Genomic DNA, 24,943 nt, shown 5'->3' with positions numbered 1-24,943 from the left:
CACCGTGAGGCCGGCGGTCACCTCAACGTTTCCTAGACGGATTCCGCGAGTGCGTGCTCGACCCGGTCACGGGCGCGGTCGAGTCGCTCGCCGAGGTCGGCCACCGAGGCGAGGGCGGGGTACGACGACGAGAGGTCGGCATAGAGATACTCGGACAGGTCGGTCGGGACGCCGGGCAGGTGGGTCCGGTGGCCACGAATCGTCTCCTGGCGGCACAGCCCGATGCCGTCGACCCGCGCCTGTAACTCCCGGATCGTCGCCCACCGATCGTGCAGGTCGTCGAAGCTCCGGGCCGGGACCGGGCGGTCGTCGAGTGATTCGAACGCCGCCGTCACGTCGGCGATGTCGTCGGCTGCCGTCGACAGCGAGTCGGCTTCGCGGTCCAGCACGTCGAGGAACTCCTCGCGTTCGCGCCGGGCCGCGTCGGTCGCCGCCCGGACGGCGTCGCGCAACTCCGGCGTCAGCGCCGTGCCGCCGAGCAGCGCCGCCGCGAGGTCGTCGCCGAACTCGGCGGCGAGGCTCTCGGCGACGGTGTCGCCGTACTCCGTCTCGTAGTGGGAGGTGCTCATCACCGTCTCCGCGTAGGCCGTCCGGACGCGCTCCAGTGACTGCCCGGACGGTCGGGGATCGGTGACGAGGGGCGGCCCGGTCGAGACGGTCACCGTCGAGAGGTCGGCGACCCGCCGGTCGAACGCCTCGAGCGCCTCGTACTCGTCGCGAACCGTCGCCCGCTCCTCGGCGACGGCGTCGAGCGCCGCGTCGATCCGAGCAGTCATTCGACCACGCTACTCGTGGGTCGGCGTCGATCAGTCGGCGGCGTCGACCCGGTCGCGGCGTCGTCCCGCCGCTCGGAACAGCTCCGAATTCCGGACGAGGGTTCGGCGGTCGCGTGATCGGGTATCATACCTCGCCCACTCGTCGTGTCGAGATAAAAATAACGCATATAATATATGTAGTGCTACCGAGGGACCGGTAGCTGTGGAATCGGTCAAACGGTCGTTTGTGTTTTGAGTGGGGTTTAGGGCCGCCCTGGAGTAAGTCGACCCATGAACCGAAGTCGGTCGATCACCGTGGTGCTCGTGCTGTTGGTCCTGCTCGCCGGCTGTGGTGGCTCGGCCGGCAGCGCGCAAGGAGGCGGCGGCGACGCCGCGACAGTCGCGGAGGCGAACGTGGAAGCCGAGCGGGCGGCGGACGGCGGCGACGCGGGCGCCCAAGGCGATGGCGGCGACGGCGGCACGAGCGGCCAAACCGACGGATCGCTCGCGGCCGGCCGGTCGATCATCCGCACCGGCGAGGTACAGCTCCGCGTCGAGAACTTCGAGGCGGCGCGGGCGAACCTGACCGCGGCCGTCGAGGCCCGCGGCGGCTACGTCAGCGACTCGACCCAACGGGTCCACGACAGCGGCGAGGAGTCGTGGACCTCCGGTCGGGTCGTCCTCCGGGTCCCCGCCGAGAACTTCTCCGGGACGATGACCGCCGTCGAGAGCGAGGGCCGCGTGGTCGAATCGAGCACTTCGACGCAGGACGTGACCGAACAGGTGGTCGACCTGCAGGCGCGTCTGGAGAACCTCCGTGCGGAGCGCGAGCGCCTCCGCGAACTGTACCAGCGCGCCAACGACACCGAGGACGTCCTCGCGGTGGAGCGCCGCCTCTCCGAGGTCCAGACTGAAATCGAACGGACGGAGGCGCGCCTCCAGAGCCTCGAGCGTCGGGTCGCCTACTCGACCATCACCGTCGAGATGCGCGAACCCCGTCCGGACCGCCCCGCGCCCGACCAGTGGTACGACACGCCCGTCCTCGCCGCCTTCCTCGACTCCGTCCACGGCGTCGGCGTCGTCCTCCGGGCAGTCGTCGTCGGCGTCGCCTACGCCGCCCCCTACCTCCTCGTCTTCCTCTCGCCCATCGCGGTGGCCGGGGGTCTCCTCTATCGCTTCCGGCACCGCATCCTCGGCGGTGACGGGGAGTAGGGTTTTGCGCCGGCCGTCCCTACCTCCCCTATGGTCCGGCTCTCCGACCCCCTCCGGATCGGCGACGTGACCGTTCCGAACCGGCTCTACCGTGCCCCCCTGCTGGAGTGTGCGGGCAACGGCGACGACGCGGTCGACCGGCTGATCGACCACCTCGAACCCGCGGCGGCGTCGGGTGCCGGGCTGGTGTGTCAGGGCGCCACCATCGTCCGCGACGAGGGGGGCTGTGCCGCGCCCGGGATGACCCGCGTCCACGACCCGGACTTCGTCTCCCGCCTCGGACGCCTGACAGACCGTCTCCACGAGTACGGGACGACGGTCGCCATCCAACTCGAACACGGCGGCCTGCGGAGCATGGAGACGTGGCACGCCGGCTACCGGGACGAGCATCCCGACCTCCGGCAACTCGCCGTCTCGCGTCCCCCCGCTCTCTTACGTGCCCTCGACCGCCTCGGCTTCCTCGGCTACGATCCGCACGTCCTCACGACCGCGGAGGTGTACGACCTGGCCGACGACTTCGGGCGCGCCGCGGGCCACGCTGCCGACGCCGGCTACGACCTGGTCCACCTCGCCGGCGCCAACATGGGTATCGTCCATCAGTTCCTCTCTCCCTTCTACAACCGACGCGACGACGAGTTCGGCGACGGCGTTCGCTTCCTCGAAGTCGTTCACGACGCCGTCCGCGACCACGCCGGCGACGTGCCCCTGCTGACGAAGGTGCCCGCCGAGACGGCGGCGCCGCCCGTCGTCCGGCGTCGTCTGTCGCGGGCCGACGCCGTCGAGATCTGTCGCCGCCTCGACAGAATCGGCTACGACGCCCTCGTCCCCGTCTCCGGCTCCGTCTTCTGGGACATGAGTATCGTCCGCGGGCGGTTCCCCGCGCGGGCGTGGCGCGACGAGGGGTTCCGCGAGGGCTACGCCGAGGCGTTCGGCGGCCGCCTCCGCGCCGGACTGGTCGCCCTCGCCAACCGCGTCCAGGCCCGCTGGTACGACTTCGACCCCGCGTGGAACGCCGACCTCTGCCGGTCCGTCCGCGACGCCGTCTCGGTGCCCGTCTGCTGTGAGGGGGGCATCCGCGAACGCCCGCGCATCGACCGTCTCCTCGGCGACGCCTGCGACATGGTGGGGATGGCCCGCCCGTTCTACGCCGAACCCGAACTCCCCGCACGTCTGCTCGCCGACGCCGAGGCGAGCGCCGTCTGTGCTTCCTGTAACAACTGCGCGGTGCCGCAGGTGACGGGCGCCCCGGGGGTCTGTCGGACGCCGGCGGTACTGGACGAGGTGGGGCGTCTCCGGAAGGCGGGGGCGTACGACCGCGACAGTTAGTATTGCCCAAAACCCACAAAACTGTTAAGTCGATTCGGCACCGACTAGCCGCCGATGAGCGACACCGACGACATCGAACGGATTCGTGCCGAGAAACGCGAGAGCCTCGAACGCGACCTGCAGGACGGCGCGGCGACCGCACCCGACGACCCCATCCACGTCGACGGGCCGGCCCATCTCGCCGACCTGACTGCCGAGTACGGCGTCGTCCTCGTCGATTTCTACGCCGACTGGTGTGGACCCTGCCAGATGCTCGAACCGATCGTCGAGTCGCTGGCGGCGTCGACGCCGGCGGCCGTCGCCAAAGTCGACGTCGACGCGAATCAGGGTCTCGCCTCGGAGTACGGCGTCCGCGGCGTGCCGACGCTCCTCCTGTTCGCCGACGGTGACACCGTCGAGCGAGTGGTCGGCGTGCAGAGCGAGGATCAGCTGTCGGCGCTGATCGATCAGTACGCCTAGAGCCGCGCCCGCCGCTCCCGGAACGGTACCGTCGCGTCGGCGTCGACGACGCTCGCGATGGCGTCGGCGGCGCCGAGCAACCACTCCGCGCGTTCGATCCGCGACTCCAGGTCACCGGGACCGATGCGGAACCGCTCGACCAGGTCCTCCGCGCTTGCCCCCTCGGTCCACTCGTAGAGGACTCGCGCCGTCTTCACTGCCGTCAACCATCCCTCGAAATCCTCGGTTTCCCCCATCCGGGTGGTGAACTCGTCGGCGTGGTCTTGTGCGAACTGGTACATATCGGCGCGTTCGCGGTTGCCGAGGTACGTATCCTGCATGTCCGGCGTGTCACAGACGATTTCCAGGGCCGTGAGTCCCGTCACCGTCGCCATCCCCGTGGCCGTCCGCAGGCCGTCGACGACGCGGGCGCCCGTCTCCGGCGTGACGTACTGCCGCGACACCTGCGCGCCGAGATCGGTCGCCGCCAGCCCGTCCTCGTCGACGATCATCCCCATCTCCACGAGGTCGGCGATGGCAGTGTCGACGACACCGCCAAGTTCGGACGTAGGCGTCCCGTGGGCGAAAAACGTGGCGTCCAGCACGTCGAGGACGCCCTCGCGCGACGCCGCGAAGTCCGAGGCGACGACCGAGAGGACGTGGGTGCGGAGTGCGTTCGGATCGGCGAGCTTCGAGTCGACGCGCTCCGGGCCCGCTTCGACGTAGCGCTCCCACAGTTCGTCGCGGGTCGTCTCGTCGCCGACGAGGACGGCCTCGCCGTAGGGGTCGAGGTGGGGGCGTCCCGCTCGGCCACACATCTGGTGGACTTCGAGCGTCGGGAGCCACTCCATCCCCGATCCGGTGTATCGCTTCTGATCGCGGACGACCACCCGACGCGCGGGCACGTTCACGCCCGCTGCGAGGGTCGGCGTCGCGCAGATGGCCTTCAACTCCCTGTCCCGAAAGGCGCGCTCGACGGCGACCCGGTGGGCGCTCCGCAGGCCGGCGTGGTGGAAGGCGACGCCCCCCTCGACGCAGTCGGCGAGGCGGCGGCCCGTCTCGGTGCCGTCGAGGCCGCGAATCTCGTCGGCCACCTCGGGCGACGACCCGAGGTCCGCGGCCGCGAGTCGCTCCGCGAGCGTCTCCGCCTCGCGCCGGGAGCGGACGAACGCGAGCGCCTGTCCCCCGTCGTCGACCGCCTCGGTGACGAGGGCGTCGGTGGCGTCCGTGGCGTCGGCGGGGTCGCCCGGTACCGACACGTCCCGCTCGGTGCCGTCGTCGCCGGCTGCCCGAGGCGTCTTCGACGCCTCGCTGTCGAAGCCGACCCTACCCGCGGCGTAGACGCCGGTTCGGAGGTCGACCGGCCGCCACGTCGACTGCACGAGCCCCGCGTCCAGCCAGTCGGCGAGTTCGTCGGGGTTGGCCACCGTCGCCGACAGGGCGACGATCTGTACCCCCGGCGCCCGGCGTCCGAGGGTGGCGAGCGTGACTTCGAGGGTCGGCCCGCGGCCCTCGCTCCCCACGAGGTGTACCTCGTCGACGACGACGCAGGCGAGGTCGGCGATCCAGTCGGCGCCGTTGCGGATGGCCGAATCCACCTTCTCGCTCGTGGCGACCACGATGTCGTGATCGCCCAACTCGGTGGCGCGTTCGTCGAAGTCGCCGGTCGAGATGCCGACGCTCACGCCCGGCAGCGCCGAGAAGGTCTCGTACTTCTCGCGGGCGAGCGCCCGGAGTGGGACGATGTAGAGACCGGGACCGTCCGCGGTCAGCATTGCGAGCGTCGCGACGAACGTCTTGCCGCTGGCGGTGGGGACGGCGGCGACGAGGCGGCGGCCCTCGCAGACGCCGGCCTCGACGGCCGCCGCTTGCGGGGGGTATAGCTCCTCGATCCCCCGCGATTCGAAGTGGTCGATGACGGCTGCCGACAGCGGGAGGTCCCGGACGCGCATCGGGTAGCCGTTCGACGCGCCCGTACCTAAACCTTAGATGTAGTCGTGTTCGGCTAGCCGCTCGACGCCCTCCTGCAGTCGCTCCTGACTCGCCGCGTAGGAGAGGCGGGCGTAGCCGGGCGTCCCGAACGCGCTCCCCGGAACCGTGGCGACGTGGGCCTCCTCGATGGCGCCCTCACACCACGCTTGGTCGTCCTCGTCGACGGGGAGCATCATGTAGAACGCGCCGTCGCCGACGGGGACGTCGACGCCGTGGTCGGCGAAGAGGTCCGCGAGCATGTCGCGGCGCTCGCGGAAGGCGTCGCGCATCTCGCCGACCGCCTCGTCGGTGTTGCGGAGGGCCTCGACGCCCGCGTGCTGGACGAAGTTGACCGCACAGGAGACGGAGTGGGACTGGATCTTGCCCGCCTGCGAGACGAAGTCCTCGGGCGCACAGAAGTAGCCGAGCCGCCACCCCGTCATCGCGTAGGCCTTCGAGAAACCGTTGACCGTGAGCGTCCGGTCGCCCATGCCCTCCAGGCTCCCGAGGCTCGTCTGCTCGACGCCGTAGGTGATCTCGTCGTACATCTCGTCGGAGATGACGGTGACGTCGTGCTCGACGGCGAGGTCACGGACGCCCTCGAGCGCCGCGTCGGAGTAGACGGCGCCCGTCGGGTTCGACGGCGAGTTGACCACGAGGAGTTCGGTGTCGTCGGAGACGGCCCCGGCGAGGTCGTCGAGCGCGGGTTCGAGCTGGAAGCCATAGGGTGAGAGGTCGACCCGCGAGAGGTCGGCGCCGGCCATCTTCGCCTGCGCCTCGTAGGAGACCCACGCGGGGTCGAGGAGGACCACCTCGTCCCCCTGGTCGATCAGGGTGTGGAAGAGTTCGTAGAGCGCCTGCTTGCCGCCGGGGGTGACGACCACGTTGTCCGCGGTGCAGTCGATGTCGTCCGCACGCAGTTTGTCCGCGATGGCCTCGCGAAGCTCCGGGATGCCGTTCGAGGAGGTGTAGCCCGTGTCGCCGGCTTCCAGCGACGCTTCGGCCGCCTGTTTGATGTTGTCCGGCGTGTCGAAGTCGGGTTCGCCGACCGAGAGGTCGACGACGTCGATGCCGTCGGCCTCTAGTTCGTTGGCGAGGTTGCTGATCGCGAGAGTCGCACTCGGTTCGACGCGCCCGACGCGCGCCGCGAAATCGAAGTCCGTCATGGTAACGTGCGTACCATCTCGACGGCCGCGTTTACCGCTTCCGCTCCTTTCTCGACGCGCTCTCGCGCTTCCGCCCCGCTCATTCCCGGCCCGCTGACGCCGAAGGTGACTGGCGTGTCGCGGTCGAGGCTCACCTGCGTCAGCGCCTCCGCCGTCGCATCCGCGATGACGCGGTCGTGCGCCGTATCGCCGGTGACGATGGCACCGATGACCGCCACCGCGTCGATATCGTCGCGGCGCGCGAGCCGATCCGCCGCCAGCGGCGCGTCGTACGCTCCCGGCACGTCGACGGCCTCGACTACCTCGGCGTCCGCCTCGGCGGCCGCCGCCCGCGCTTCCTCCGCCATCGGCTCGGTGACGGACGCGTTGAACTGCGCCACCACCAGCCCCAGTCGTACCATATCCGCGGGTCGGCGCGGGGTGGCAAAGGCCTTGCCCTCCGCGGTGATGGCCATCGCGTGCCGATCCGCCACCGCCCAGCGCCCGAGCCGACCACTCCCGAAGGGAAAGAGTTGTTACCGCCGAGGCGACAGGGATTAGCGATGCCGTTCGACGCCCGCCGCCGCGCCCTCCAGGCGGTTCTCGCGATCACGGCCCTCGCCCTCGCCGTTCGGCTCGTCGGCCTCGGCGTCCGAATCTTCCACTGGGACGAGGGCCGCGTCGCCTACTGGATACTCCGCTATCACGAGTCCGGGCAGTTCGCGTACCGGCCCATCGTCCACGGTCCCTTCCTCTTTATCGTCAACGACTGGGTGTTCTCGATCCCCGTCCTCGGCGCCTCCGACTTCAGCGCCCGCCTGATCGTCGCCGTGGTCGGCGGCCTCCTCCCCCTCTCGGCGTGGCTGCTGCGCGACCACCTGCGCGACGCCGAACTCGTCGCCCTCGCCGTCGTCCTCGCGATCAACCCCCTGCTCGTCTACTACTCGCGGTTCATGCGCAACGACGTCCTCGTCGGCGCGTTCGCGTTCGTCGCTCTCGCCATGTTCGTCCGCGCCCTCGACCGGGGCGACGCCCGCCTCGTCTACCCCGCCGCCGCGGCCATGGGTCTCGCCTTCACCACCAAGGAGAACGCCGTCGTCTACGTCCTCTGCTATCTCGGTGCGGGGGCGCTCCTCATCGATCACCGCCTCTTCCGTGCCGCCCGCTCGGACCGCTCGGTCCGCCAGCTCGTCCTCCGTGACTGGCGGACGGCCCTCGCCTACCGCCTCCAGGCCTGGGGTGGCTCCGTCCGCCGCGGGATCGGACTCACCGCCGTCCACACCGTCGGCGCCCTCGTCGCCTTCTTCGCCGTAGTGACGTTCTTCTACGCCCCCCGCCCGGAACTCTGGACGGCGCTCGCGGCGCCGAGTCGCCTCCCCGGCGTCGTCGAGGCGGCGACCGTCGGCTCGTGGGAGTCATTCTACAGCCTCTGGGTCGCCGGTAGCCACCAGAACCACGACTACCTCCCCTTCCTCTACGACTACCTCGAAACCCTGCTGTACGGCGCGCCCTTCGTCCTCCTCTTTGCCCTCGTCGGCTTCGTCGCCGACGGCTACGGCGACGACGGCTACCGCGATATCGTCGCCTTCGCGACCTACTGGGGCGCGGTGAGCATCGTCGGCTACCCCATCGCGACGGACATCCGGGCGCCGTGGGCCGCCGTCCACGCCGTCATCCCGCTCGCCGTCCCCGCGGCCGTCGGCATCGCCGCCGCCGCCCGGCGCGTCAGGGAGACGGTTCGGGCACGGGCGGGCGACGACCCCGACACCAACGGTCTCCTCACCCCCGCGGCGTGGACCCGTCCTGCCGCCCTCGCGGCCCTCGTGCTCTGTGCCGCCGCGGTGGGCACCGTCGGCGCCAACGCCGCCTACGCCAACAGCGCGTCCGACGCGGAGGCCGGCGAGGTGATCCAGTGGGCACAGCCCGAGAACGACCTGAAGGACACGCTCGAACTCGTCCGCGGCGTCGTCCGCGCGAACGAAGGAACGGATGTCCTCTTCGTCGGCACGCACACGCCGGGGAACCCGAGCGACGTGCGCTTCTACGTCGCGAACGAGAGTACGCTCCAGCAACCCCGCCCGGGCGGGCCATCGTGGCACACCCGCCTCCCGCTCCCGTGGTATCTCGAACGCTACGACGCCGAGGTGACGAGCACCGCACCGGACGCGTCGCTCCCCGCTGATCCGCCGCCGGTGGTCGTCGCCGCGGGCTGGGACGAGGACCGCGTGGCCCGAGAGCTCTCGGGCTACGAACGCCACCGCCACGACTTCCGGCTCTGGAGCGACGAAATCGTCGTGTTCGTCGACGAGTCGGCGCTGGAACGCGCCCGCGAACAGGGGTACGTGTAGCGGGCAACGCTCGTCACGACCCGTGGGACTAAAACCCTCGCCCGACCGATGCAGGACATGGACTACCACGCCGCGGCGGACTTTCTCTCCGATCTCCGCCGCTTCGCGCTCGATCCGGGCACGGAGTCGATCCGAGAGTTGCTCGAGTTCCTCGACGACCCCCACGAGGGCGTCGCGTTCGTCCAAGTCGCCGGTTCGAACGGGAAAGGCAGCACCGCACGCATGACCGAATCCATCCTCCGCGAGGCGGGCTACCGCACGGGACTGTACACCTCGCCACATTTCGACGACATCCGGGAGCGGGTTCGCGTCGACGGGCGGAAGATCACGGAGTCCGCCGTCGTCGAGTTCGTCGAGGAGGTTCGACCGTATCTCGTCGACCGGGCCGTCGAGGGCGACCCCCTCACCTCCTTCGAGACGCTGACGGCGATGAGCCTCTGGTACTTCGGCCGCTCGGACGTGGACGTGGCGGTGCTGGAAGTCGGCATGGGCGGCCGCCTCGACGCGACGAGCGTCGTCGACCCCGTCGCCGCCGCGGTGACCGCGGTGAGTCTCGAACACACCGACATCCTCGGCGACACGCTGGACGACATCGCCGCGGAGAAGGTGACGGTCGCCCCCGAGGACGCGCCGCTGGTGACGGGGGCGACCGGCGAGTCGCTCGCGGCCGTCCGCCGGCACGCTCCCGACGCGCTCTCGGTCGGTCTCGCCGAGGAGTCGCCGGACGTGCGCGTCCGCTACGACGGTCTGGTCAACCACGCGGAGGCGGGCGTCGCCCTGACGGGCGAGGACTGGGGCGTCGAGACGCGCCTCCCCCTCCCCGGCGCGTATCAGGCGCGGAACGCGGGGGTCGCCGCGACCTTGGCACGACAGTTCGGCGGCGACCGGGTGACCGAGACGCATCTCGCCCGCGGTCTCCGGAACGCCCACTGGCCCGGCCGGTTCGAAGTCGTCGAGCGCGACCCGCTGGTCGTCCTCGACGGCGCGCACAACCCCGGCGCCTGCGAAGCGGTCGCCGAAACCCTCGCCGAGTACGACTACGACGACCTCCACCTCGTCTTCGGCGCGATGCACGACAAGGATCACCGGTCGATGGTCGAGGCGCTCCCCCCGGCGGCGTCGGTGCGGACCTGCGCGCCGGCGCTCGAACGCGCCGCCGACCCCGCGGTGCTCGCGGCGGCGTTCGAGGCGGTTGGCGAGGGTGAGACCGTGGAACCCGCAGGCTCCGTCGCCGCCGGCCTCGCCGCCGCCCGCGACGCCGCCGCCCCCGAGGACTGCGTACTCGTCGTCGGCTCGCTCTTCGCCGTCGCCGAAGCGCGGCGGCGCTGGTCCCGACTCGCGATCACCCGTGACGTCGACGGCGTCGACGACGCGCGGGCGGTGCTCGACCGCGCCCACCCCGACGCCGTCGACGCCGCGGCGGCGGCGAGCGAGAGCGTCAGCGACGTGCTGACGGTCCGTCTCGACCGCAAGGAGGCGCGGGCGCTCGACCGCGCCGCCGGACGCGTCGGCGCCACCGCCATCACTGCCGACTACCGCAGCGGGCGCGAACTCCGCGCCGCCGTCGTCGCCGGCACGAACGCCGAACTCCAGGAGTTGCTCGCGGCACTCGACCGCCGGGAACTGGGGAACGTCGCCGACACCTTGCGCCCGCGGATCGACGGGGCGACGACGCGGGCGCCGGCCGACCGCGACTACCCCTGGATCGAACGGCCGTCGGTCATGGGGGTGCTGAACGTCACGCCCGACAGCTTCCACGACGGCGGCGAGTACTTCGACGCGTCGGCTGCCGTCGAGCGCGCCGAGGCGATGGTCGAGGCGGGCGCCGACGTGATCGACGTGGGCGGCGAGAGCACGCGCCCCGGCGCCGATCCCGTCCCCGTCGAGGCGGAGATCGAGCGCGTCCGACCCGTGATCGAGGCGCTCGCCGACCTCGACGCGCTGGTGTCCATCGACACCCGGAAGGCCGCCGTCGGGCGGGCCGCTCTGGAGGCCGGCGCCGACATCCTCAACGACGTGACGGGGCTCGAAGACCCCGAGATGCGCTTTCTCGCCGCCGAGTTCGACGTGCCGGTGATCGTGATGCACAGCATCGACGCGCCGGTCGTCCCCGGCAAGACCGTCACCTACGACGACGTGGTGTCGGACGTGATCGACGAACTCGCGGAGCGGGTGGCGCTCGCGGAGCGGGCGGGGCTGGACCGCGAACAGGTGATCGTCGACCCCGGCCTCGGCTTCGGGAAAAGCGACGTCGAGAACTTCGACCTCCTCGACCGCCTGCCCGAGTTCCGGGCGCTCGACTGTCCGATCCTCCTCGGTCACTCCCACAAGTCGATGTTCGCCCACGTCGGGCAGGGGGCCGACGAGCGCCTCCCCGCGACGATTGCGGCGACGGCGCTGGCGGTCGACCGCGGCGCCGACATCGTGCGCGTCCACGACGTGGCCGAGAACGTCGCCGCCGTCCGCACCGCCGTCGCGACGGCCGACGCCGCGGACGTGCCCGACGACTGGCGGGCGTAGCGCGCCGACTTTAACCGCCCGGCACCCCTACTGCGCCCCGTGTGTACGCTGACGCTCGCGTGGCAGGTGTTCCCCGATTCGCCGGTCGTCGTCGCCGCCAACCGCGACGAGCGGCGTGATCGGCCGTCGGAGCCGCCGCGCCGAACCGAGTCGAACCCGGCCGTCGTCGCCCCACGCGACGCCCGCGCCGGCGGGACGTGGATCGGCTACAACGACGCCGGCGTCTTCGTCGGCATCACGAACCGCTGGGTCGAGGGGACGACGCCCGAGCGCTCCCGTGGCCTCCTCGTCGCCGACGCGCTCCGGGAACCCGACGCCACGTCGGCCGCCCGACTCGTCGAGCGGTCGGTCGACGCCCACGATTACGACGGCTTCAACCTCGTCGTCGCGGACGCGAACGCCGCCTTCCTGTTCGAGTGGGACGGCCACCTCCGGGTGACCCAACTCGATCCCGGCGTCCACGTCGTCGTCAACAGCGGCGCGGCGCTGGGCGGCGGCGGCGCCGTCACCGACGCCTTCGTGGCGCCGTCGGTCCCCGACCGCACCGACCGGGCGAACGAACAGGCCGAGAACGCCCGCGCGGTCCGAACCGCCCTGACGCCCGAACCGGGGGAGGCGGCGAGCGAGTGGCTCGACCGCGCGGCGGCCGTCCTCGCCGACCACGAGTTCGGCGTCTGTCTCCACGAGAACGGCTACGGCACCCGGTCGTCGTCCTTGATCCGCCTCGGCGACCGCGACGAGTATCGGTTCGCCCCCGGGCCGCCCTGCGAGACGGCGTACGAAGCGGTCGTGGCCGACGCCGACGCCGACGAAGGTCAAGTTTAAACCCGCGCCACCGATTTGTGGAGGTATGTTCCGGACCACGTGGGAGGGATGCCGATGAGCGCGGCCGACGACGCCGACCTCTCGGCCGACGAACGCGCGGCGCTCGAACTCGTTCTCGACACCCGCGGCATCCACCAGAGCGAACTGTGGAAGGAGCTCGACGTCTCGTCGCGGAAGGGGAGCCGCCTCGCCGAGTCGCTGGTCGAGCAGGGGCTGATCCAGCGCGAAGAGACCGTCTACGAGGGCCACAACACCTACTTCCTGATGCCGACCGCCCGTGATCTCGAGTTCGCCCTCCTCATGGCCGGCGACATGCTCTCGCCGTTTATCGGCGAGGAGGAAGTCGATCCGCGGAGCGACGCCTTCTCGCAGTGGCTGATGAATCTCGCGTACGAAGAGTACTAGGCGACGAGCGGCGCGGCCGTTCCTGTCGGTCGGCTCGACGACGAGACGCAGTCACAACCGTCCACCGAGACCGCAGGCGACGGGAAGAAGTCGGCCGGGAGTTACTCCTCGTCCTCGTCGGCGTCCTCGTCGTCCTCGCTGGGGAGGAGTTCGAGGGCGTCGAGGTGGGTCTCGATCTCGTCGTTCGTGAGTTCGTGGAACTGCTCGGAGTCGGTGTCGATGGTCGCCACGTCGACACCTGCGGGTTCGAGCGTGTCGTCGTTGGTCGTGGCGAGCGCTCGGAGCGCGAGTTCGATCCCGCCGTCGAGGTCGAGGCCGTCCTCGTAGTTCTCTTCGAGATACTCCTGCAGTTCGCCGCGGTTGGCACCGATGGAGACCGCCTTCCACTCGTAGGGCGTCCCCGAGGGGTCGGTCTCGTAGAGGCGGGGCTCGCCGTCCTCGATGCCGCCGATGAGGAGGGCGACGCCGAACGGGCGCGCACCACCGACCTGCGTGTACTGCTGGATGTGGTCCGTGACCTCCTTGGTGAGCGTCTCGATGCCGATGGGCTCGCTGTATCGGAGGCGGTTGATCTGGGCCTGTCGACGGGCGAAGTCGATCAGTTGGCGCGCGTCGGCGACGTGACCGGCGGAGGCGATGCCGGCGTGGTCGTCGGCCTTGTGGATCTTCTCGACGCTCGTCGGCTCCATCAGCGGCGACCGGGAGCGCTTATCCGCCGCCAGTACGACGCCGTCTTCGGTCCGGATGCCGATGCTCGCTGTCCCTCGCTTGACGGCCTCCCGCGCGTATTCGACCTGATAGAGGCGGCCATCGGGCGAGAAGATCGTTATCCCGCGGTCGTATGCCTGCTGTTGGGCTTGTCCCTGCATTGTATCACGTTGACTCTGAATCGAGATCGAGTTCGGTCGCGCCCGTGAACCCCTCCGGCCCGTCAACGTCCACGTTGCCGTCGCGGACGTAGCCACGCCGACGGTCGTTCTCGAACACGACGCGTCTCTCGGCCCGCACTCCGGCCCGGCGTCCTAAATACCTTTCCTGTTAAGGGCGTGGTGTCTGATAACGCATCACAGGAAGTCACTTCCCTGTGTCGGCTGATTACGGCAGTATGAACGATCTAAAATGTATCGACGCGATCTACGTTTGCGGGCATAAACTCGGGCTGACCGAGATCGACGAGATTCCACAGAAATGTCCTCAATGTGACGACTCCTTAGAAAAGACTGTGCGACGGTAGCGGCGGGTACTCGTCAAATGTAGGAGGCACGTATTTGATGACAGATAGCGGGAATTTGTATTTAAATTAATGCGTTGATGATAGATCATTGGTTAACAATGTCGAATAGAACACTTGGATACCAGACCCGGTGGAGTCCCAAATTAGAACTCCGGTCCACAGGTCCGGAGTGAATTCCTAATAATGAGGGGACAACTTCTCGTGAGTCATCATCTTTCCAAACCACGACTTCACCCTCAGGGGAAAGATAATGTCCTGCCGGAGAGGTAAAAACGGGACTTCCACTCATCCCGACATGCATACGAGCGTCCATTAGGAAACAAGGTTCGTCATTGAATTCCTGCCCATATGGTGTTGAGACAAGTGCACGTCGAATGATTGGGTTGTACGTAGATTCTTCCTTTAGTTCATTAGGGTATCCAATAACGATAGCATCCCCTCCTGCGAGAACAGCATCAGTATCTTCAGGGACAACTTCATCTTGATGAATTGGAACACTTCCGTATTCGTCCAAGTTTATTCCAAGGGGGACGGCCGCAACGTCTGCTTCCTCACACTCCGGATGTGTGAGTGGTCTATGTGAACCCTCATTCAGAGATAGATCGAAAAATTCCCTTTCAGAATTCACTCCTGTCTTTCTGACAAATATCCGAAAGTATTCGGGACTAATGCCGTGTTCATGGCTAATTACGTGTTTGTTTGTGATGAGATAATCCTCATTAGCAGAATTTCTCACGAAACATCCTGTGGCTGAATATTTCACACTCCCAAGCTCGTATTTTATTAGCGTCGTATATTTCAACAGTTGGGTATCTCGAACCATAGCTAACTCCGGGATTTGGGTACTATTTATTGCTTAACTCATTTACAAACCTTGTCTAATCCGTCCACAGATAATGCATATTTACCGGACGCTCAGTGCCTGAGATGCTTTTCTTCACAGCCCCGGACCGTCCCCGAGACGCCGCGGACGTGGAGGCCGACCGGATGCCCGGCCACCTCGTCCACACAGGCCAGCGCGGCCCGCGCCGGCCCGACTTCGCCGCGCCGCGCCCGCACCACCGCCTCGCCCGCGCCGTCGGCGAACGAAAAGTGCAGGACGCGCAGGTCGGCGTCCGCGCTCCCCGGATCGCCCAGCAGGTTCCCCGCCGCGTACCACACCGCCCGCTGGAAGTCCGAGCGGGAGAAAGCGGCATCGGGCCACGCCTCCAGCCCCACGGCGAGGTAGCGCCACCGCGGCTGGAGGTGTTTGGGCAGGTGCTTCATCCGTCGTATCGCCCCCGTTCGACCCCCGGTTCGACGAACGAGTCGGACTGGCGGTGGCGGTTGCGGGCGGCGAGTTCCCCCCACTCGCGCAGGCCGGCTCGGACCGTCTCGGCGTCGAAGCCGACCGCCTCGCCGACGGCGACCAGTTCCCGCGGCGCCCGGAGTTCGAGATGCGACGCCGGATTCGCGCTGACGACGAAGGGAGCGTCCGCGTCCGCGACGAGTTCCCGGAGTTTGCGCAGGTCCCGCAGCGCTCGCACGCGCTCACCGCCGGTCGTGCGCAGCACCGGTCCGAAGTCGAACTCGATCCGGACGCCGTTCTCGGCGGCGCAGTTGGCGAGGACGTGGTTCACGTCGCCGTCGCCGGCCATCGGCCGCGTGAGCACGTCGATGCGCTCCTGTTCGACGGCGAAGCGGTTGAGACGGTCGGTGCCGCCGCGAACGCAGAGGAGGGTGTGGTCGGGGCGCAGGCCACCGACGGCACCGCTCGCACGCTCGGGGTCCGACGCCACTATCTCGACGGCGTCGACGACGTCGATGCCCGACGCCTCGCCGACCGCGGGGTAGTCGGGCGCCGTCTCGCGTGCCCGGATCACCACGCCGTCGTAGCCCATGCGCGCGGCCGTCGCGGCGAAGCGAGCGGCCGTCGCGGCGCCGTCGGGGTGGGCGTGGACCGCCTCGTACATGCTCCCGTCCACTCGCTCCGGGCGCTTGGGGGTTGCGTTTGTGCCCGCCGGTCAGCACTCGTCGAGGACGCCGGCCTCGACGGCCCCGTCAGCGTCGATGCCGACGAACAGCGCGTTGTCCGTACAGCCCTGCATGGTGAACTCGACGGACGTGTGCGTCTCGCCGTCCAGTGTCACGTCCACCCGGTACTCGCCGGCGACGACGACGTTCTCGGCCGTCCGTTCCGTCCCGCCGTCGACGGTGAACCGCCTCTCGGCGACGAGTTCGCCGTCGGACAGAAATTCGACGTCGACGGCGTGCCGTCGGTCGTCGCGGTTGTCGATTCGGACGCCGACCCGTCCGGATCGGAGGGCGCCGAGACAGCCCGCGAAACCGACGAGTGTGGTCGTCCCGGTGGCTCGAAGGACAGCACGGCGACTGGGGACCATAGGTCGGTACAGCGCCCCCGACGGGAAAAAGCCTCATACGGTTTATTGTAACTGTTTACCGGTGGTTCGCCGAGATGGTCCGGCGAACCACCGGTAATGACTTACAATAAACCGTATCAGCCGAGCAGCGCGTCGAGTGCCTCGGTCAGCGCCGTCGCCGCGCGCTCCACCTCGGCGACGCGGACGTACTCGCGGTCGGCGTGGGCGACGGGGCCGTCGTCGTCCGCGAGGACGCCGGGACCGAACACGACGGTCGGCGCCGGCGCGAAATAGGAGGCCTCGGTTGCGGCGGTGAAGGGCCGCACGGCGCCGGCCGCGCCGTCGGTGACGCGGTCGGCCGCCGCGGACAGGTGCCTGACGACCGGCGCGTCCGGGTCCGTCGCGAACGCCTCGAGGAACGGGGTCGGGCGCTCGGTGGGCACGAAGTCGACGCCGACGGGGTCGGGCGTGGCGTCGTCGACGGCGCGTTCGAGTTCGGCCGCGAAGCCCTCGGCCGTCTCCGGCGGGACGCTCCGCCGGTCGACCGTGATCGCACAGTCGGCGGGCACCTGATTCGTCGCCTCGCCGCCGGCGATCACCGTCGGCGTCAGCGTCGCCGACCCGAGGTCGGGGTGGGGGTCGCGCTCCGCGTCGAAGGTCCGAATCGCCGCCAGCGCGCCCTCGGCGGCGGCGACGGCGTTGACCCCCGACGCCGGTTCGGCGGCGTGGGCGTTCCGCCCCGTGAGGTGAACGGTCCCCTCGAAGCGCCCCTTCGCGGCCGTACACACGTCGAGGCCGGTGGGTTCGCCGACGACGTAGTAGTCGGCAGTGGGGGAGTCGATTGTGGGCAGAACGGAGAGGTCGAGCGCCGCCGCCCCCGTCGAGTACACCTCCTCGTCGGGCGTAATGGCGAGCGAGAGGCGGCCGCCGTCGGCGTCGCCGTCGTAGCCGAGGAAGGCCGCCAGGATGGCCGCGAGCGGCCCCTTCGCGTCGCAGGAGCCGCGGCCGTGGATCACGCCGTCCGCGCGGTCGTAGGGGACGTGCGGCGACACCGTGTCGATGTGGGTGTTGCAGACGACGTGGGGGGAGCCCGACCCCGTCGTTGCGAGCGTGTTGCCCGCGTCGTCGACGACGGGGTCGGCGCCGTGGGCCGCGAGAGTCTCGACCAGAAAGTCGCGCATCTCGGTTACGTCCTCGTGGGACTGGATGCGGACGGCCGAATCGAGAAAGTCGACGGGGTCGAAGGCGGCGCTCACGGCTCGAGGACCTCCAGGTCCACCTCGAACTCGCGTTCGACGGGGCCGGTGAGCGTCGCCGGGCCGTCGTCGGGAACGACGATCACGAGGTCGCCGCCCGGCGGCGACACCCGGACCGGGCCGTCCGTGTCGAGGCGGCCGGTGCGCTTCGCGGCGGCGACGACGGCGACGGCACCGGTCCCGCAGGCCAGCGTCTCGCCCTCGACGCCGCGCTCGAAGGTGCGCTGGCGGAAGGCGGCCGGGTCGCCGGGTGCGCCGTCGGTTGCCTCGTCACCCACCTCGACCCGCGAGGCGAGCGTGACGTTCGCGCCATCCGGAAACACCTCGGCGTGGCGGACCGGTGGCGCGACGGCGTCGAGGTCCACGGCGTCCACGTCGTCGACGAACGCGACGGCGTGGGGGACGCCCGTGTTCACGGCGGTGACGGGCAAGCCCTCGACGGCCTCCTCGATCAGTGGGCCGTCGTGGTCGTGGGCGAGGGGCACGTCCGCCGGGTCGAACGACGGGACCCCCATCTCGACGGTGACGCCCTCGCTTTGCACGACGGCGTGGCGGTCGCCGGCGGGCGTCTCGATCAATACCTCGCGGGCGCCAGTCTCGCGGGCGGCCCAGACGGCGGTGACGCGCGCGCCGTTGCCACACATCTCGGCCGTCGAGCCGTCGGGCTGGACGAGCGTCATCGTCACCCGGACGGGCGACGCCGTGGGGTCGAGGTCCAGAAAGAGCACGCCGTCGGCGCCGGTTCGCTCGCCGCCCACGCCCGTCTCGCGGTCGCAGTGGACGCGGGCGAAGGCCGCGCGGTCCGGCACCGGCGCGTCCGCCGGCAGCACGAGGAAGTCGTTCTCGGTGCCGTGGTACTTCTCGGCGGTGACCGTCGTCATCGGTCGACCTCCAGCCCGGTGACGCCGGCGATGGTCTCGCGTTCGCGGGCGAGGCTGGCGGTTTCGACGAGTCCGCCGGCTTCGCCGGCCTCCCGAGGCGCCTCCGACGCCTCGCAGACGACCTCCGCCGGCCGAGGCCGGGAGTTGTACGTACTGGCCATCTCGTAGCCGTAGGCACCGGCGTTGCCGATAGCGAGGAGGTCGCCCCGCCGCGGCGTCGGCATCGGCCGCTCCTCGCAGAAGAGGTCCGACGTCTCACAGACGGGGCCGGCCACCGTGACCGGGCGCTCGGGGCGCTCGGCGGTCAGGTTGCGGATGGCGTGGTAGGCGTCGTACATCGCCGGGCGCAGGAGCGTCGTCATGCCGGCGTCGACGCCGGCGACGACGGGTACCGTCCCGTCCGAGCCGTCGCCGTCGACGGGCTTGACCGTGTTCACGCGGGTCAGGAGGACGCCCGCGTCGGCGACGAGGTAGCGGCCGGGTTCGATTGCCAACTCGGCGTCCACGTCACCCAGCGCCTCGCGGGTGGCGTCGGCCACGGCGTCCAGATCCAGCGGCTGGTCGTCCTCGCGGTACGGGACGCCGAAACCGCCGCCCACGTCGACGAACTCCAGGTCGCCAACCTCGCGAGCCAGCGCGCCCATCCGGGCGACGAGTTCGCGGTGGGCGTCCAGGTCGTCGCCGCTGATGCCGCTCCCCGCGTGGGCGTGGATGCCCACCACGTCGAAGTCGGCGCGGGCGCCGGCGAGGAGTTCGGGGGCGCGGTCGTAGGGGACGCCGAACTTGGCGTGGCCGCCGGTCGTCACCTTCTCGTGGTGGCCGGCGCCGACGCCGGGGTTGACGCGAACGGCGAGTCGGCCGTCGTAGCCCCGTTCGCGAAGGCGGTCGATGGTGTCGCGCGCGCCGGCGACGACGGTCAGACCCGCGCCGTCGCGCCAGTGGTCGAGGACGATATCGAGGTCCTCGGCCGGCGGGTTGACCGCCGTGTACTGCACTTCGTCGTAGCCGGCGTCGAGGGCGCGCACCACCTCGCCGGCGGAGGCACACTCGGCGCCGAGGCCGGCGTCGTGGACGGTTTCGAGGACTGCCCGGCCGGTGTGGGCCTTGACGGCGTAGCTGACGTCGGCGTCGGGGAAGGCGTCGAGGAGCCGCGCCGCGTTCTCGCGCACCCGGTCCAGATCCGTGACGTACAGGGGGGTGCCGTACTCGTCGGCCAGGTCGGTCAGGTCGGCGGCCGACCAGTCCGCGAGGCGTCGCACGGCGGGGCCGGCCGCCTCCCCGCTCATTCCCGCAGCGCCTCCTCCCGCTTCGTGGCGTCCCGTGTGTCGGCCTCGATGTCCATCGCCACCACCGCCGGTTTGTACGCACCACCGGCAAAGAGGTCGTGGTCGCCGATAGAGGACTCGACCATCCGGGTGAAGGCGCGTCGCTCCGGCGGCAGGTGGCCGTAGATGACTTCCTCCGCCACCAGGTCGTAGACGGGGATGCGCGGCGAGAGGAGGGTGTTCTCCCCGACCACCGTGTTCTCGCCGACGACGAAGCCGGAGGTAACCCGACAGCCGGCGCCCAGCGAGACGCCGTCCTCGACGATGACCGGCGCGTCCTCGACGGGTTCGAGGACGCCGCCGATGAGCGTGTTGGCACCGAGTTTGACGTTCGCGCCGATCTGTGCACAGGAGCCGACGGTGTCACAGGAGTCGACGAGGGTGCCGTCGCCGACGTAGGCGCCCACGTTGACGAAGGAGGGGCTCATCATGATGCAGTCCGATCCCAGATAGGCGCCGCGGCGGATGGTCGTGCCGTCGGGGGTGTTGCGGGTGCCGCGCTCGCCCAGGTCGCCCGTCTCGCGCAGGGGGAGCACGTCGTGGTAGTCGACGCCGCCGTAGGAGCGGGCCTCGGTCGCGCGGAGGCCGAAGTTCAGCAGGATGCCCCGCTTGACCCACTCGTTGGCCTCCCACTCGCCCGACCGCTTCTCCGCGGCGCGAATCTCGCCCGCCTCTAGCCCCTCGAGGAAGGCGTCGAGCGTGTCGTAGTCGTCGGCGGTCGCCGTCTCGGCGTCCACGTCGTCGTCGTCGTAGCGCTGCCACAGGTCGGATACGTCGGATTCCAGTGTCATATCGTGTCCTCGAAGTCGTACTCGCCGGCGGGTCGGCCGACGAGCCAGTCGGCGGCATCGAGCGCCCCGGCGGCGAAGACGCCCCGGGATTCGGCGCGATGCGTGAGCGTCAGTACCTCGTGGTTCCCCGCAAGTAGTAGTTCGTGTTCGCCGGTCACGTCGCCGGCCCGGCGGGCGTGGACGCCCACCTCACCGTCCTCGCGGGGCTGTTCGCCTTCGCGGCCGTGGACGCGGTCGGCCGCCTCCTCGCCGGACTCCGTCCGACTCCCCGAGGTGCGTCGCTCCGCTCGCACCTCGTCGACGTCGTCCAGAATCGAGAGCGCCGTCCCCGAGGGCGCGTCGCGCTTGCGGTTGTGGTGAGTCTCCGTGAGTTCGATATCGTAGTCCGGGAGCGCCGCGACGGCCTCGCGGACCGCCCGCCGGAGCGCCATCACGCCGCGTGCGAAGTTCGAGGCGCGGAGGACGGGCACCGACTCGGCGGCGTCGGCGATGCGGGCGAGTTGGTCGTCCGAGAAGCCCGTCGTCCCGACGACGGCGGCGACGCCCGCGTCCGCGCAGGCCTCGACGTACCGCGTGCTCGGGTCGGGGAGGGTAAAGTCCACCAGCACGTCGGGGTCGCGGTCGTCGAGCAGTCGGGGGAGGTCCGCCTCGTCGGCCACCTCGTGGCCGGCAACCGGATCGACCGCCGTGCGGTTGACCGCGAGGGTGACCGCCATCCCGTCGCGGTGGGTGGCGGCCTCGATCACTTCCCGGCCCATGTGGCCGCCGGCGCCGGTGACGGCGACCTCGATCACGCCTCGGCCTCCAGCGGTTCGAGATCGGCGAGGACGGCTTCCAGGTCGGGACGAAGCTCCTCCGAGAGGCGGGTGAGGGGGAGGCGAACGTGTCCCGGGCCGTAGCCGCGGATCGCCATCGCCTCGTTGACCGGGATGGGGTTGGTCTCCCAGAACAGCGCGCGCATCAGCGGCCCGAGTTCGTGGTGGCGCTCGCGGGCGTGTTCGTAGTCGTCGTCGAGCGCCGAGTGGACCATGTCGACCGTCCGCTCGGGTTCGACGTTGGCGACGACGCTGATGGTGCCCGTCCCGCCCACGGAGAGGGTGGGCAGGATGAGGCCGTCGTCGCCGGCGAGGACCGAAAAGTCCTCGTCTCGGGTGCGCTCGACGATCTCGGAGACCTGATTCAGGTCGCCGCTCGCGGCCTTGTAGCCGAGGATGTTGGGATGGGCGGCGAGGTCGACGGCCGTGTCGACGCTGATGTTCTGCCCCGTGCGACCGGGGACGTTGTAGACGATCTGTGGGAGGTCGACCTCGTCGGCGATGGTCCGATAGTGTTCGTACATGCCCTGCGGTTCGGGCTTGTTGTAGTACGGCGAGATGAGAAGGAGGGCGTCGGCGCCGGCCTCGGCGGAGCGTCGGGAGAGCGAGAGGGCTTCGGCGGTGTTGTTCGATCCGGAGCCGGCGATGACGGGGACGTCGACGGCGTCGACGACGGCCTCGACCACCTCGATGTGTTCGTCGTGGGAGAGGGTCGCGCTCTCGCCGGTGGAGCCGACGGGAACGAGGCCGTCGACGCCGGCGTCGGCGAGACGGCGGGCGTCCTCGCGGAGCGTTTCGAAGTCGATGCTGCCGTCCTCGTGGAACGGCGTGGTCATGGCGGGGTAGACCCCGCGGAACTCGGTGAGTGTCATGTGCGTGGGTGGGGTGTCGGCGCTGTTAGTCGTGTCGGAACGGTCCGATCGAAGCGCGCCCGAGACGGGGTCGCTACGCCCGCAGCGAGCGAAAACTACCGCTCGCGTTTTTTCAGAAGGGTCGCGGGGCCACGCGTCGCTGGCGACGGGCGGTCGCCGAGGACGACGCGAAGCGGATGCACACGTACAGTCGGGATGTCGTGAGGCTTATAGCTTGTGACTCCGGCGGGCGTCGGCTGACCCGACCCCGCTCACGCCGTCCGGTCGACCGTCAGGAGGAGGCCGCCGAACAGGAGCAAGAAGACGACGCCGAGCGGGATGGGAAGCGACGAGAAGCCACGCGAGAGGAGGAGGTACGTCGCGCCCGCGAAGACGAGGCCCGTGCCGGCGAGGAGCCCGCCGAGGAGCCGCACCGGATCGACGGGCCACGACTCGGCCCACGCCTCCCGCCGGTAGTAGACGACGGAGACGACGAGGGCGACGGCGAAGACGGCGGCGCCGAGTGCCCACACCCGATAGGCGGCGGCGATGGGACTCCCCCGCTGGAACGCGAGCGCCGAGAGCGGGTCGGAGACGACGACGCCGCGGGCGATGGACAGACCGAAGACGTACCGCACCTGCGCGAGGGGGAAGCGGACGAACAGCACGGCGGCGCCGCTCGGGTTCGAGGCGTACGAGACGTTCCACGGGATGAGCGCCGACAGCCACGTCAGGAGGACGGCCAGTTCGCCGGCGTACTCCGACCGGACCCACATACGCGCCTCCGACGCAGCCCATCGGATAAAACCCACCGGCGCCGGCCCGCTCGAATACTATTAGCTCTGATAATTGTGTCCGAATTACTATACGTCGGATGGTGTTTGGATGGTCGTATGGGGGGACAGAGCGACGGTTGGCGGCGGTTCCCGGCAGGCGATGCCGTGGGTCACGGACGCGGTTCGGAGACGAGCCCCGGACTCGCCGTCCCGACGGTCGGTACGACGTGACGATGTCGGGTCGAATCGAGCTTTCGGCGACCGTGTTCTGTGAGTGCGTCGGCGAGGCGCCGACCACGGCGGACCTCACGTTCGGAGACGACCACCTCCGCCTGGAGAGCGAGACGGATTCGCTCACCGTCGCGCAGTCGGACGTCTTCGACGTCAGACTTGGGTCGTCGCCGCGGGTCGCCACCGACTTCTTCACTGGCCCGGTCCTGACGGTCGGATTCGACGCGGAGGACGGCCGGGAAGTACTGTTCGTCGACGGATCGCGTGACTCCCTGGAGACGTACGCCGGCCTCCTCTATCGGTGGCTCCTCGACGGGCGAGAGGTAGCCGCCCGCCATCCGGCCGAGATCGGCGGCCGAGTGACCGGCCAACCGTTCGACATCGGCACGCTCCGGGTCACACCCGGGAAAGTCGGGTGTACGGGCATCGACTACTCGTTCGGGATCGACCTCGACAGGATCGTCCACCTCTCGCGTTCCGAGGGGGAACTGCTCGGGGACCAACGGACGATGATCGAACTCCAGTACGTGAGAGACGGCCGGGCCGTCTCGCTGGATCTGTCGGTCGACCCGCCGCGGATACAGCACTTACTGGGTCGACACCTCCGACAGGAGTACGACAAGATCCGACGGGCGGTACGGGGGCTGGACGTCCCCAAGGTTGCAGTCCGGACGCTCTACGAACTCTATTCGCTCCGCGGTGCCGCCGCGCCGGCGACGCTGTTCGACGGACCGTCGGACGCGTCGGCGGCCATCCTCCGCGGACTCGAGAAAGCCAGCCTCGTTCGGTTCGGCGACGACGAGGTCGAACTCACCTCCCGGGGCTGGATTCTCGTCACCGAACACGTCGACGCCTCGGCGGACGGTACGGCGGCTCACGGGGTCGGCGACTGATACAGTATGACGCGCCAGCCGTCGCGACAGGCGTGCACCGCCCGCCTGGGGCGTCAGACGCGGGGCGTTACGTTCATACTGTCTGAACCCAAAGGCGAGGATAGGGAATGAGGCGCGACCATTTCGAGTTGGAGGCAGACAACATCGACTGGGTCGAGACCGGCGATCCGCCGGCCGAGCCCCAAGTCATCATCGACTTCAACGGACCGAGGGAGACGCTGACCGACCGCCTGACCGACGCGGAGGGGAACCTGCTTGAGGCCTCCGAGACGGACGTAGCCTTCCGCCTGCAGGACCCGCTCGACGACCCCGACGCCGCCGGCGTCGTCAGCGTCACCGACCGCGTCACGGGTGATTTCCTCCTCGAACTCAACGAGGAGGCCGATGACGTGTTGCGGTTCGTCCGCGCCGCGCGCGAGTACGGCAAGTCGACGGACGACGGCGGCCGCTACAGCGTCGTCATCCGCATCGACGGCGAGACGGTCGCCACGTACGCCAAGAGTACCTTCCTCGTCTACGACGCCAACGGGAGCCTGCTCCGCTCCAAGAGCCTCATCCCGTCCGGTGTCGAACTCTAGTTTTACG

At 69.6% G+C, this 24,943-nt stretch carries 26 protein-coding genes and 1 pseudogene; 9 read left to right on the top strand and 18 right to left on the bottom strand.

What is annotated here, in order from left to right; genetic code table 11:
* Window positions 1-32: 32 nt before the first annotated feature.
* Together DU484_RS11870 and DU484_RS20440 are read right to left on the bottom strand one after the other, a co-directional pair.
* Complete coding sequence (locus DU484_RS11870) at window positions 33-776, bottom strand: DUF7260 family protein (RefSeq protein WP_114605988.1); 744 nt, start codon at window positions 774-776, stop codon at window positions 33-35.
* Window positions 773-904, bottom strand: coding sequence for a hypothetical protein (locus tag DU484_RS20440; protein WP_262342781.1), 132 nt, complete (start codon window positions 902-904; stop codon window positions 773-775). The genes DU484_RS11870 and DU484_RS20440 overlap by 4 nt, the downstream gene beginning before the upstream one ends.
* A gap of 142 nt (window positions 905-1,046) precedes the next feature.
* Between DU484_RS20440 and DU484_RS11865 the strand changes: the two genes are divergently transcribed.
* The 3 genes from DU484_RS11865 to trxA are packed head-to-tail and all read left to right on the top strand — an operon-like array spanning window position 1,047 to window position 3,752.
* The gene (locus tag DU484_RS11865) at window positions 1,047-1,967 is read left to right on the top strand and encodes a DUF4349 domain-containing protein (protein WP_114605987.1); all 921 of its coding nucleotides are present in this window, start codon (window positions 1,047-1,049) and stop codon (window positions 1,965-1,967) included.
* Between the two features lie 30 nt (window positions 1,968-1,997).
* The gene (locus DU484_RS11860; protein WP_114605986.1) at window positions 1,998-3,293 is read left to right on the top strand and encodes an oxidoreductase; all 1,296 of its coding nucleotides are present in this window, start codon (window positions 1,998-2,000) and stop codon (window positions 3,291-3,293) included.
* Between the two features lie 54 nt (window positions 3,294-3,347).
* Window positions 3,348-3,752, top strand: coding sequence for a thioredoxin (trxA, locus tag DU484_RS11855; protein ID WP_114605985.1), 405 nt, complete (start codon window positions 3,348-3,350; stop codon window positions 3,750-3,752).
* Here the strand turns inward: trxA and DU484_RS11850 are convergent.
* From DU484_RS11850 to ribH, 3 genes are read right to left on the bottom strand one after another with little or no spacing between them, the layout of a single operon-like run.
* A complete protein-coding gene (locus tag DU484_RS11850; protein ID WP_114605984.1) occupies window positions 3,749-5,683 on the bottom strand; it encodes a DEAD/DEAH box helicase in 1,935 nt (644 codons plus the stop codon). The genes trxA and DU484_RS11850 overlap by 4 nt on opposite strands.
* Window positions 5,684-5,716: 33 nt before the next feature.
* Window positions 5,717-6,868 carry a pyridoxal phosphate-dependent aminotransferase gene (locus DU484_RS11845; protein WP_114586241.1) on the bottom strand — a complete coding sequence of 384 codons (1,152 nt, stop codon included), beginning with the start codon at window positions 6,866-6,868 and terminating at the stop codon, window positions 5,717-5,719.
* Window positions 6,865-7,269, bottom strand: coding sequence for a 6,7-dimethyl-8-ribityllumazine synthase (ribH, locus tag DU484_RS11840; protein ID WP_114586240.1), 405 nt, complete (start codon window positions 7,267-7,269; stop codon window positions 6,865-6,867). The genes DU484_RS11845 and ribH overlap by 4 nt, the downstream gene beginning before the upstream one ends.
* A 141-nt stretch (window positions 7,270-7,410) precedes the next feature.
* Here ribH and DU484_RS11835 point away from each other — a divergent pair, with 141 nt between their 5' ends.
* Genes DU484_RS11835 through DU484_RS11820 form a run of 4 tightly spaced genes read left to right on the top strand, consistent with a single transcriptional unit; the run spans window position 7,411 to window position 12,945 of the window.
* Entirely contained in the window at window positions 7,411-9,195 is a 1,785-nt protein-coding gene (locus tag DU484_RS11835; RefSeq protein WP_114605983.1) for a flippase activity-associated protein Agl23, read from the top strand.
* A 57-nt stretch (window positions 9,196-9,252) separates the two neighbouring features.
* Window positions 9,253-11,715 (top strand): dihydropteroate synthase, encoded by a 2,463-nt coding sequence (gene folP / locus DU484_RS11830; protein WP_114605982.1) that lies wholly within the window; start codon window positions 9,253-9,255, stop codon window positions 11,713-11,715.
* Window positions 11,716-11,754: 39 nt separating this feature from the next.
* Window positions 11,755-12,540: an NRDE family protein gene (locus DU484_RS11825; protein WP_114586237.1), complete on the top strand. Its 786-nt coding sequence runs from the start codon at window positions 11,755-11,757 to the stop codon at window positions 12,538-12,540.
* Window positions 12,541-12,588: 48 nt separating this feature from the next.
* Window positions 12,589-12,945, top strand: coding sequence for a helix-turn-helix transcriptional regulator (locus DU484_RS11820; RefSeq protein WP_114586236.1), 357 nt, complete (start codon window positions 12,589-12,591; stop codon window positions 12,943-12,945).
* Between the two features lie 101 nt (window positions 12,946-13,046).
* Here the strand turns inward: DU484_RS11820 and psmA are convergent, their stop codons facing one another.
* From psmA to DU484_RS11760, 13 genes and pseudogenes are all read right to left on the bottom strand, one after another.
* Window positions 13,047-13,814 carry an archaeal proteasome endopeptidase complex subunit alpha gene (psmA, locus tag DU484_RS11815; protein ID WP_114586235.1) on the bottom strand — a complete coding sequence of 256 codons (768 nt, stop codon included), beginning with the start codon at window positions 13,812-13,814 and terminating at the stop codon, window positions 13,047-13,049.
* Window positions 13,815-13,818: 4 nt separating this feature from the next.
* Window positions 13,819-13,953, bottom strand: coding sequence for a hypothetical protein (locus DU484_RS20435; protein WP_262342780.1), 135 nt, complete (start codon window positions 13,951-13,953; stop codon window positions 13,819-13,821).
* A 311-nt stretch (window positions 13,954-14,264) separates the two neighbouring features.
* Entirely contained in the window at window positions 14,265-15,002 is a 738-nt protein-coding gene (locus DU484_RS11810; RefSeq protein WP_114605981.1) for a S1 family peptidase, read from the bottom strand.
* A 101-nt stretch (window positions 15,003-15,103) separates the two neighbouring features.
* A pseudogene (locus DU484_RS11805) lies at window positions 15,104-15,445 on the bottom strand (Rpp14/Pop5 family protein); the annotation flags it as partial.
* Window positions 15,442-16,131 carry an RNase P subunit p30 family protein gene (locus DU484_RS11800; protein ID WP_114606779.1) on the bottom strand — a complete coding sequence of 230 codons (690 nt, stop codon included), beginning with the start codon at window positions 16,129-16,131 and terminating at the stop codon, window positions 15,442-15,444. The gene DU484_RS11800 and the pseudogene DU484_RS11805, both read right to left, overlap by 4 nt.
* Window positions 16,132-16,182: 51 nt before the next feature.
* Window positions 16,183-16,560: a hypothetical protein gene (locus tag DU484_RS11795; protein WP_114586233.1), complete on the bottom strand. Its 378-nt coding sequence runs from the start codon at window positions 16,558-16,560 to the stop codon at window positions 16,183-16,185.
* 116 nt (window positions 16,561-16,676) lie between these two features.
* A complete protein-coding gene (locus DU484_RS11790; RefSeq protein WP_114605979.1) occupies window positions 16,677-17,795 on the bottom strand; it encodes a M20 family metallopeptidase in 1,119 nt (372 codons plus the stop codon).
* Complete coding sequence (gene dapF, locus DU484_RS11785; RefSeq protein ID WP_114605978.1) at window positions 17,792-18,676, bottom strand: diaminopimelate epimerase; 885 nt, start codon at window positions 18,674-18,676, stop codon at window positions 17,792-17,794. Before dapF ends, DU484_RS11790 begins: the two co-directional genes overlap by 4 nt.
* The gene (gene lysA / locus DU484_RS11780; protein WP_114605977.1) at window positions 18,673-19,962 is read right to left on the bottom strand and encodes a diaminopimelate decarboxylase; all 1,290 of its coding nucleotides are present in this window, start codon (window positions 19,960-19,962) and stop codon (window positions 18,673-18,675) included. Before lysA ends, dapF begins: the two co-directional genes overlap by 4 nt.
* Window positions 19,959-20,792 (bottom strand): 2,3,4,5-tetrahydropyridine-2,6-dicarboxylate N-succinyltransferase, encoded by an 834-nt coding sequence (locus DU484_RS11775; RefSeq protein ID WP_114605976.1) that lies wholly within the window; start codon window positions 20,790-20,792, stop codon window positions 19,959-19,961. The genes lysA and DU484_RS11775 overlap by 4 nt, the downstream gene beginning before the upstream one ends.
* The gene (gene dapB / locus DU484_RS11770) at window positions 20,789-21,586 is read right to left on the bottom strand and encodes a 4-hydroxy-tetrahydrodipicolinate reductase (protein ID WP_114586228.1); all 798 of its coding nucleotides are present in this window, start codon (window positions 21,584-21,586) and stop codon (window positions 20,789-20,791) included. The genes DU484_RS11775 and dapB overlap by 4 nt, the downstream gene beginning before the upstream one ends.
* Window positions 21,583-22,479 carry a 4-hydroxy-tetrahydrodipicolinate synthase gene (gene dapA / locus DU484_RS11765; RefSeq protein ID WP_114586227.1) on the bottom strand — a complete coding sequence of 299 codons (897 nt, stop codon included), beginning with the start codon at window positions 22,477-22,479 and terminating at the stop codon, window positions 21,583-21,585. Before dapA ends, dapB begins: the two co-directional genes overlap by 4 nt.
* A gap of 251 nt (window positions 22,480-22,730) precedes the next feature.
* Complete coding sequence (locus tag DU484_RS11760) at window positions 22,731-23,234, bottom strand: DUF7549 family protein (protein ID WP_114586226.1); 504 nt, start codon at window positions 23,232-23,234, stop codon at window positions 22,731-22,733.
* 233 nt (window positions 23,235-23,467) lie between these two features.
* Between DU484_RS11760 and DU484_RS11755 the strand changes: the two genes are divergently transcribed.
* A complete protein-coding gene (locus tag DU484_RS11755) occupies window positions 23,468-24,358 on the top strand; it encodes a CheF family chemotaxis protein (protein ID WP_187347697.1) in 891 nt (296 codons plus the stop codon).
* A gap of 107 nt (window positions 24,359-24,465) precedes the next feature.
* Entirely contained in the window at window positions 24,466-24,936 is a 471-nt protein-coding gene (locus tag DU484_RS11750; RefSeq protein ID WP_114586224.1) for a DUF5793 family protein, read from the top strand.
* Window positions 24,937-24,943 lie beyond the last annotated feature (7 nt).

The sequence above is a fragment of the Haloplanus rubicundus genome, assembly GCF_003342675.1.
GTDB classification, from domain to species: domain Archaea; phylum Halobacteriota; class Halobacteria; order Halobacteriales; family Haloferacaceae; genus Haloplanus; species Haloplanus rubicundus.
This window is presented reverse-complemented; position numbering and strand designations above follow the sequence as displayed.

Bases quoted from the DNA above. Each gene is read 5' to 3' on its own strand.
- DU484_RS11750 (WP_114586224.1), top strand. From the start codon at position 24,466: ATGAGGCGCGACCATTTCGAGTTGGAGGCAGACAACATCGACTGGGTC.
- DU484_RS11775 (WP_114605976.1), bottom strand. From the start codon at position 20,792: ATGACACTGGAATCCGACGTATCCGACCTGTGGCAGCGCTACGACGAC.
- DU484_RS11800 (WP_114606779.1), bottom strand. From the start codon at position 16,131: ATGTACGAGGCGGTCCACGCCCACCCCGACGGCGCCGCGACGGCCGCT.
- DU484_RS11870 (WP_114605988.1), bottom strand. From the start codon at position 776: ATGACTGCTCGGATCGACGCGGCGCTCGACGCCGTCGCCGAGGAGCGG.
- DU484_RS11860 (WP_114605986.1), top strand. From the start codon at position 1,998: ATGGTCCGGCTCTCCGACCCCCTCCGGATCGGCGACGTGACCGTTCCG.
- trxA (WP_114605985.1), top strand. From the start codon at position 3,348: ATGAGCGACACCGACGACATCGAACGGATTCGTGCCGAGAAACGCGAG.
- psmA (WP_114586235.1), bottom strand. From the start codon at position 13,814: ATGCAGGGACAAGCCCAACAGCAGGCATACGACCGCGGGATAACGATC.
- DU484_RS11845 (WP_114586241.1), bottom strand. From the start codon at position 6,868: ATGACGGACTTCGATTTCGCGGCGCGCGTCGGGCGCGTCGAACCGAGT.
- folP (WP_114605982.1), top strand. From the start codon at position 9,253: ATGGACTACCACGCCGCGGCGGACTTTCTCTCCGATCTCCGCCGCTTC.
- DU484_RS11820 (WP_114586236.1), top strand. From the start codon at position 12,589: ATGCCGATGAGCGCGGCCGACGACGCCGACCTCTCGGCCGACGAACGC.
- DU484_RS11835 (WP_114605983.1), top strand. From the start codon at position 7,411: ATGCCGTTCGACGCCCGCCGCCGCGCCCTCCAGGCGGTTCTCGCGATC.
- DU484_RS20440 (WP_262342781.1), bottom strand. From the start codon at position 904: ATGATACCCGATCACGCGACCGCCGAACCCTCGTCCGGAATTCGGAGC.
- DU484_RS11760 (WP_114586226.1), bottom strand. From the start codon at position 23,234: ATGTGGGTCCGGTCGGAGTACGCCGGCGAACTGGCCGTCCTCCTGACG.
- DU484_RS11865 (WP_114605987.1), top strand. From the start codon at position 1,047: ATGAACCGAAGTCGGTCGATCACCGTGGTGCTCGTGCTGTTGGTCCTG.
- lysA (WP_114605977.1), bottom strand. From the start codon at position 19,962: ATGAGCGGGGAGGCGGCCGGCCCCGCCGTGCGACGCCTCGCGGACTGG.
- DU484_RS11755 (WP_187347697.1), top strand. From the start codon at position 23,468: ATGTCGGGTCGAATCGAGCTTTCGGCGACCGTGTTCTGTGAGTGCGTC.
- dapF (WP_114605978.1), bottom strand. From the start codon at position 18,676: ATGACGACGGTCACCGCCGAGAAGTACCACGGCACCGAGAACGACTTC.
- DU484_RS11850 (WP_114605984.1), bottom strand. From the start codon at position 5,683: ATGCGCGTCCGGGACCTCCCGCTGTCGGCAGCCGTCATCGACCACTTC.
- DU484_RS11795 (WP_114586233.1), bottom strand. From the start codon at position 16,560: ATGGTCCCCAGTCGCCGTGCTGTCCTTCGAGCCACCGGGACGACCACA.
- DU484_RS11810 (WP_114605981.1), bottom strand. From the start codon at position 15,002: ATGGTTCGAGATACCCAACTGTTGAAATATACGACGCTAATAAAATAC.
- dapA (WP_114586227.1), bottom strand. From the start codon at position 22,479: ATGACACTCACCGAGTTCCGCGGGGTCTACCCCGCCATGACCACGCCG.
- ribH (WP_114586240.1), bottom strand. From the start codon at position 7,269: ATGGTACGACTGGGGCTGGTGGTGGCGCAGTTCAACGCGTCCGTCACC.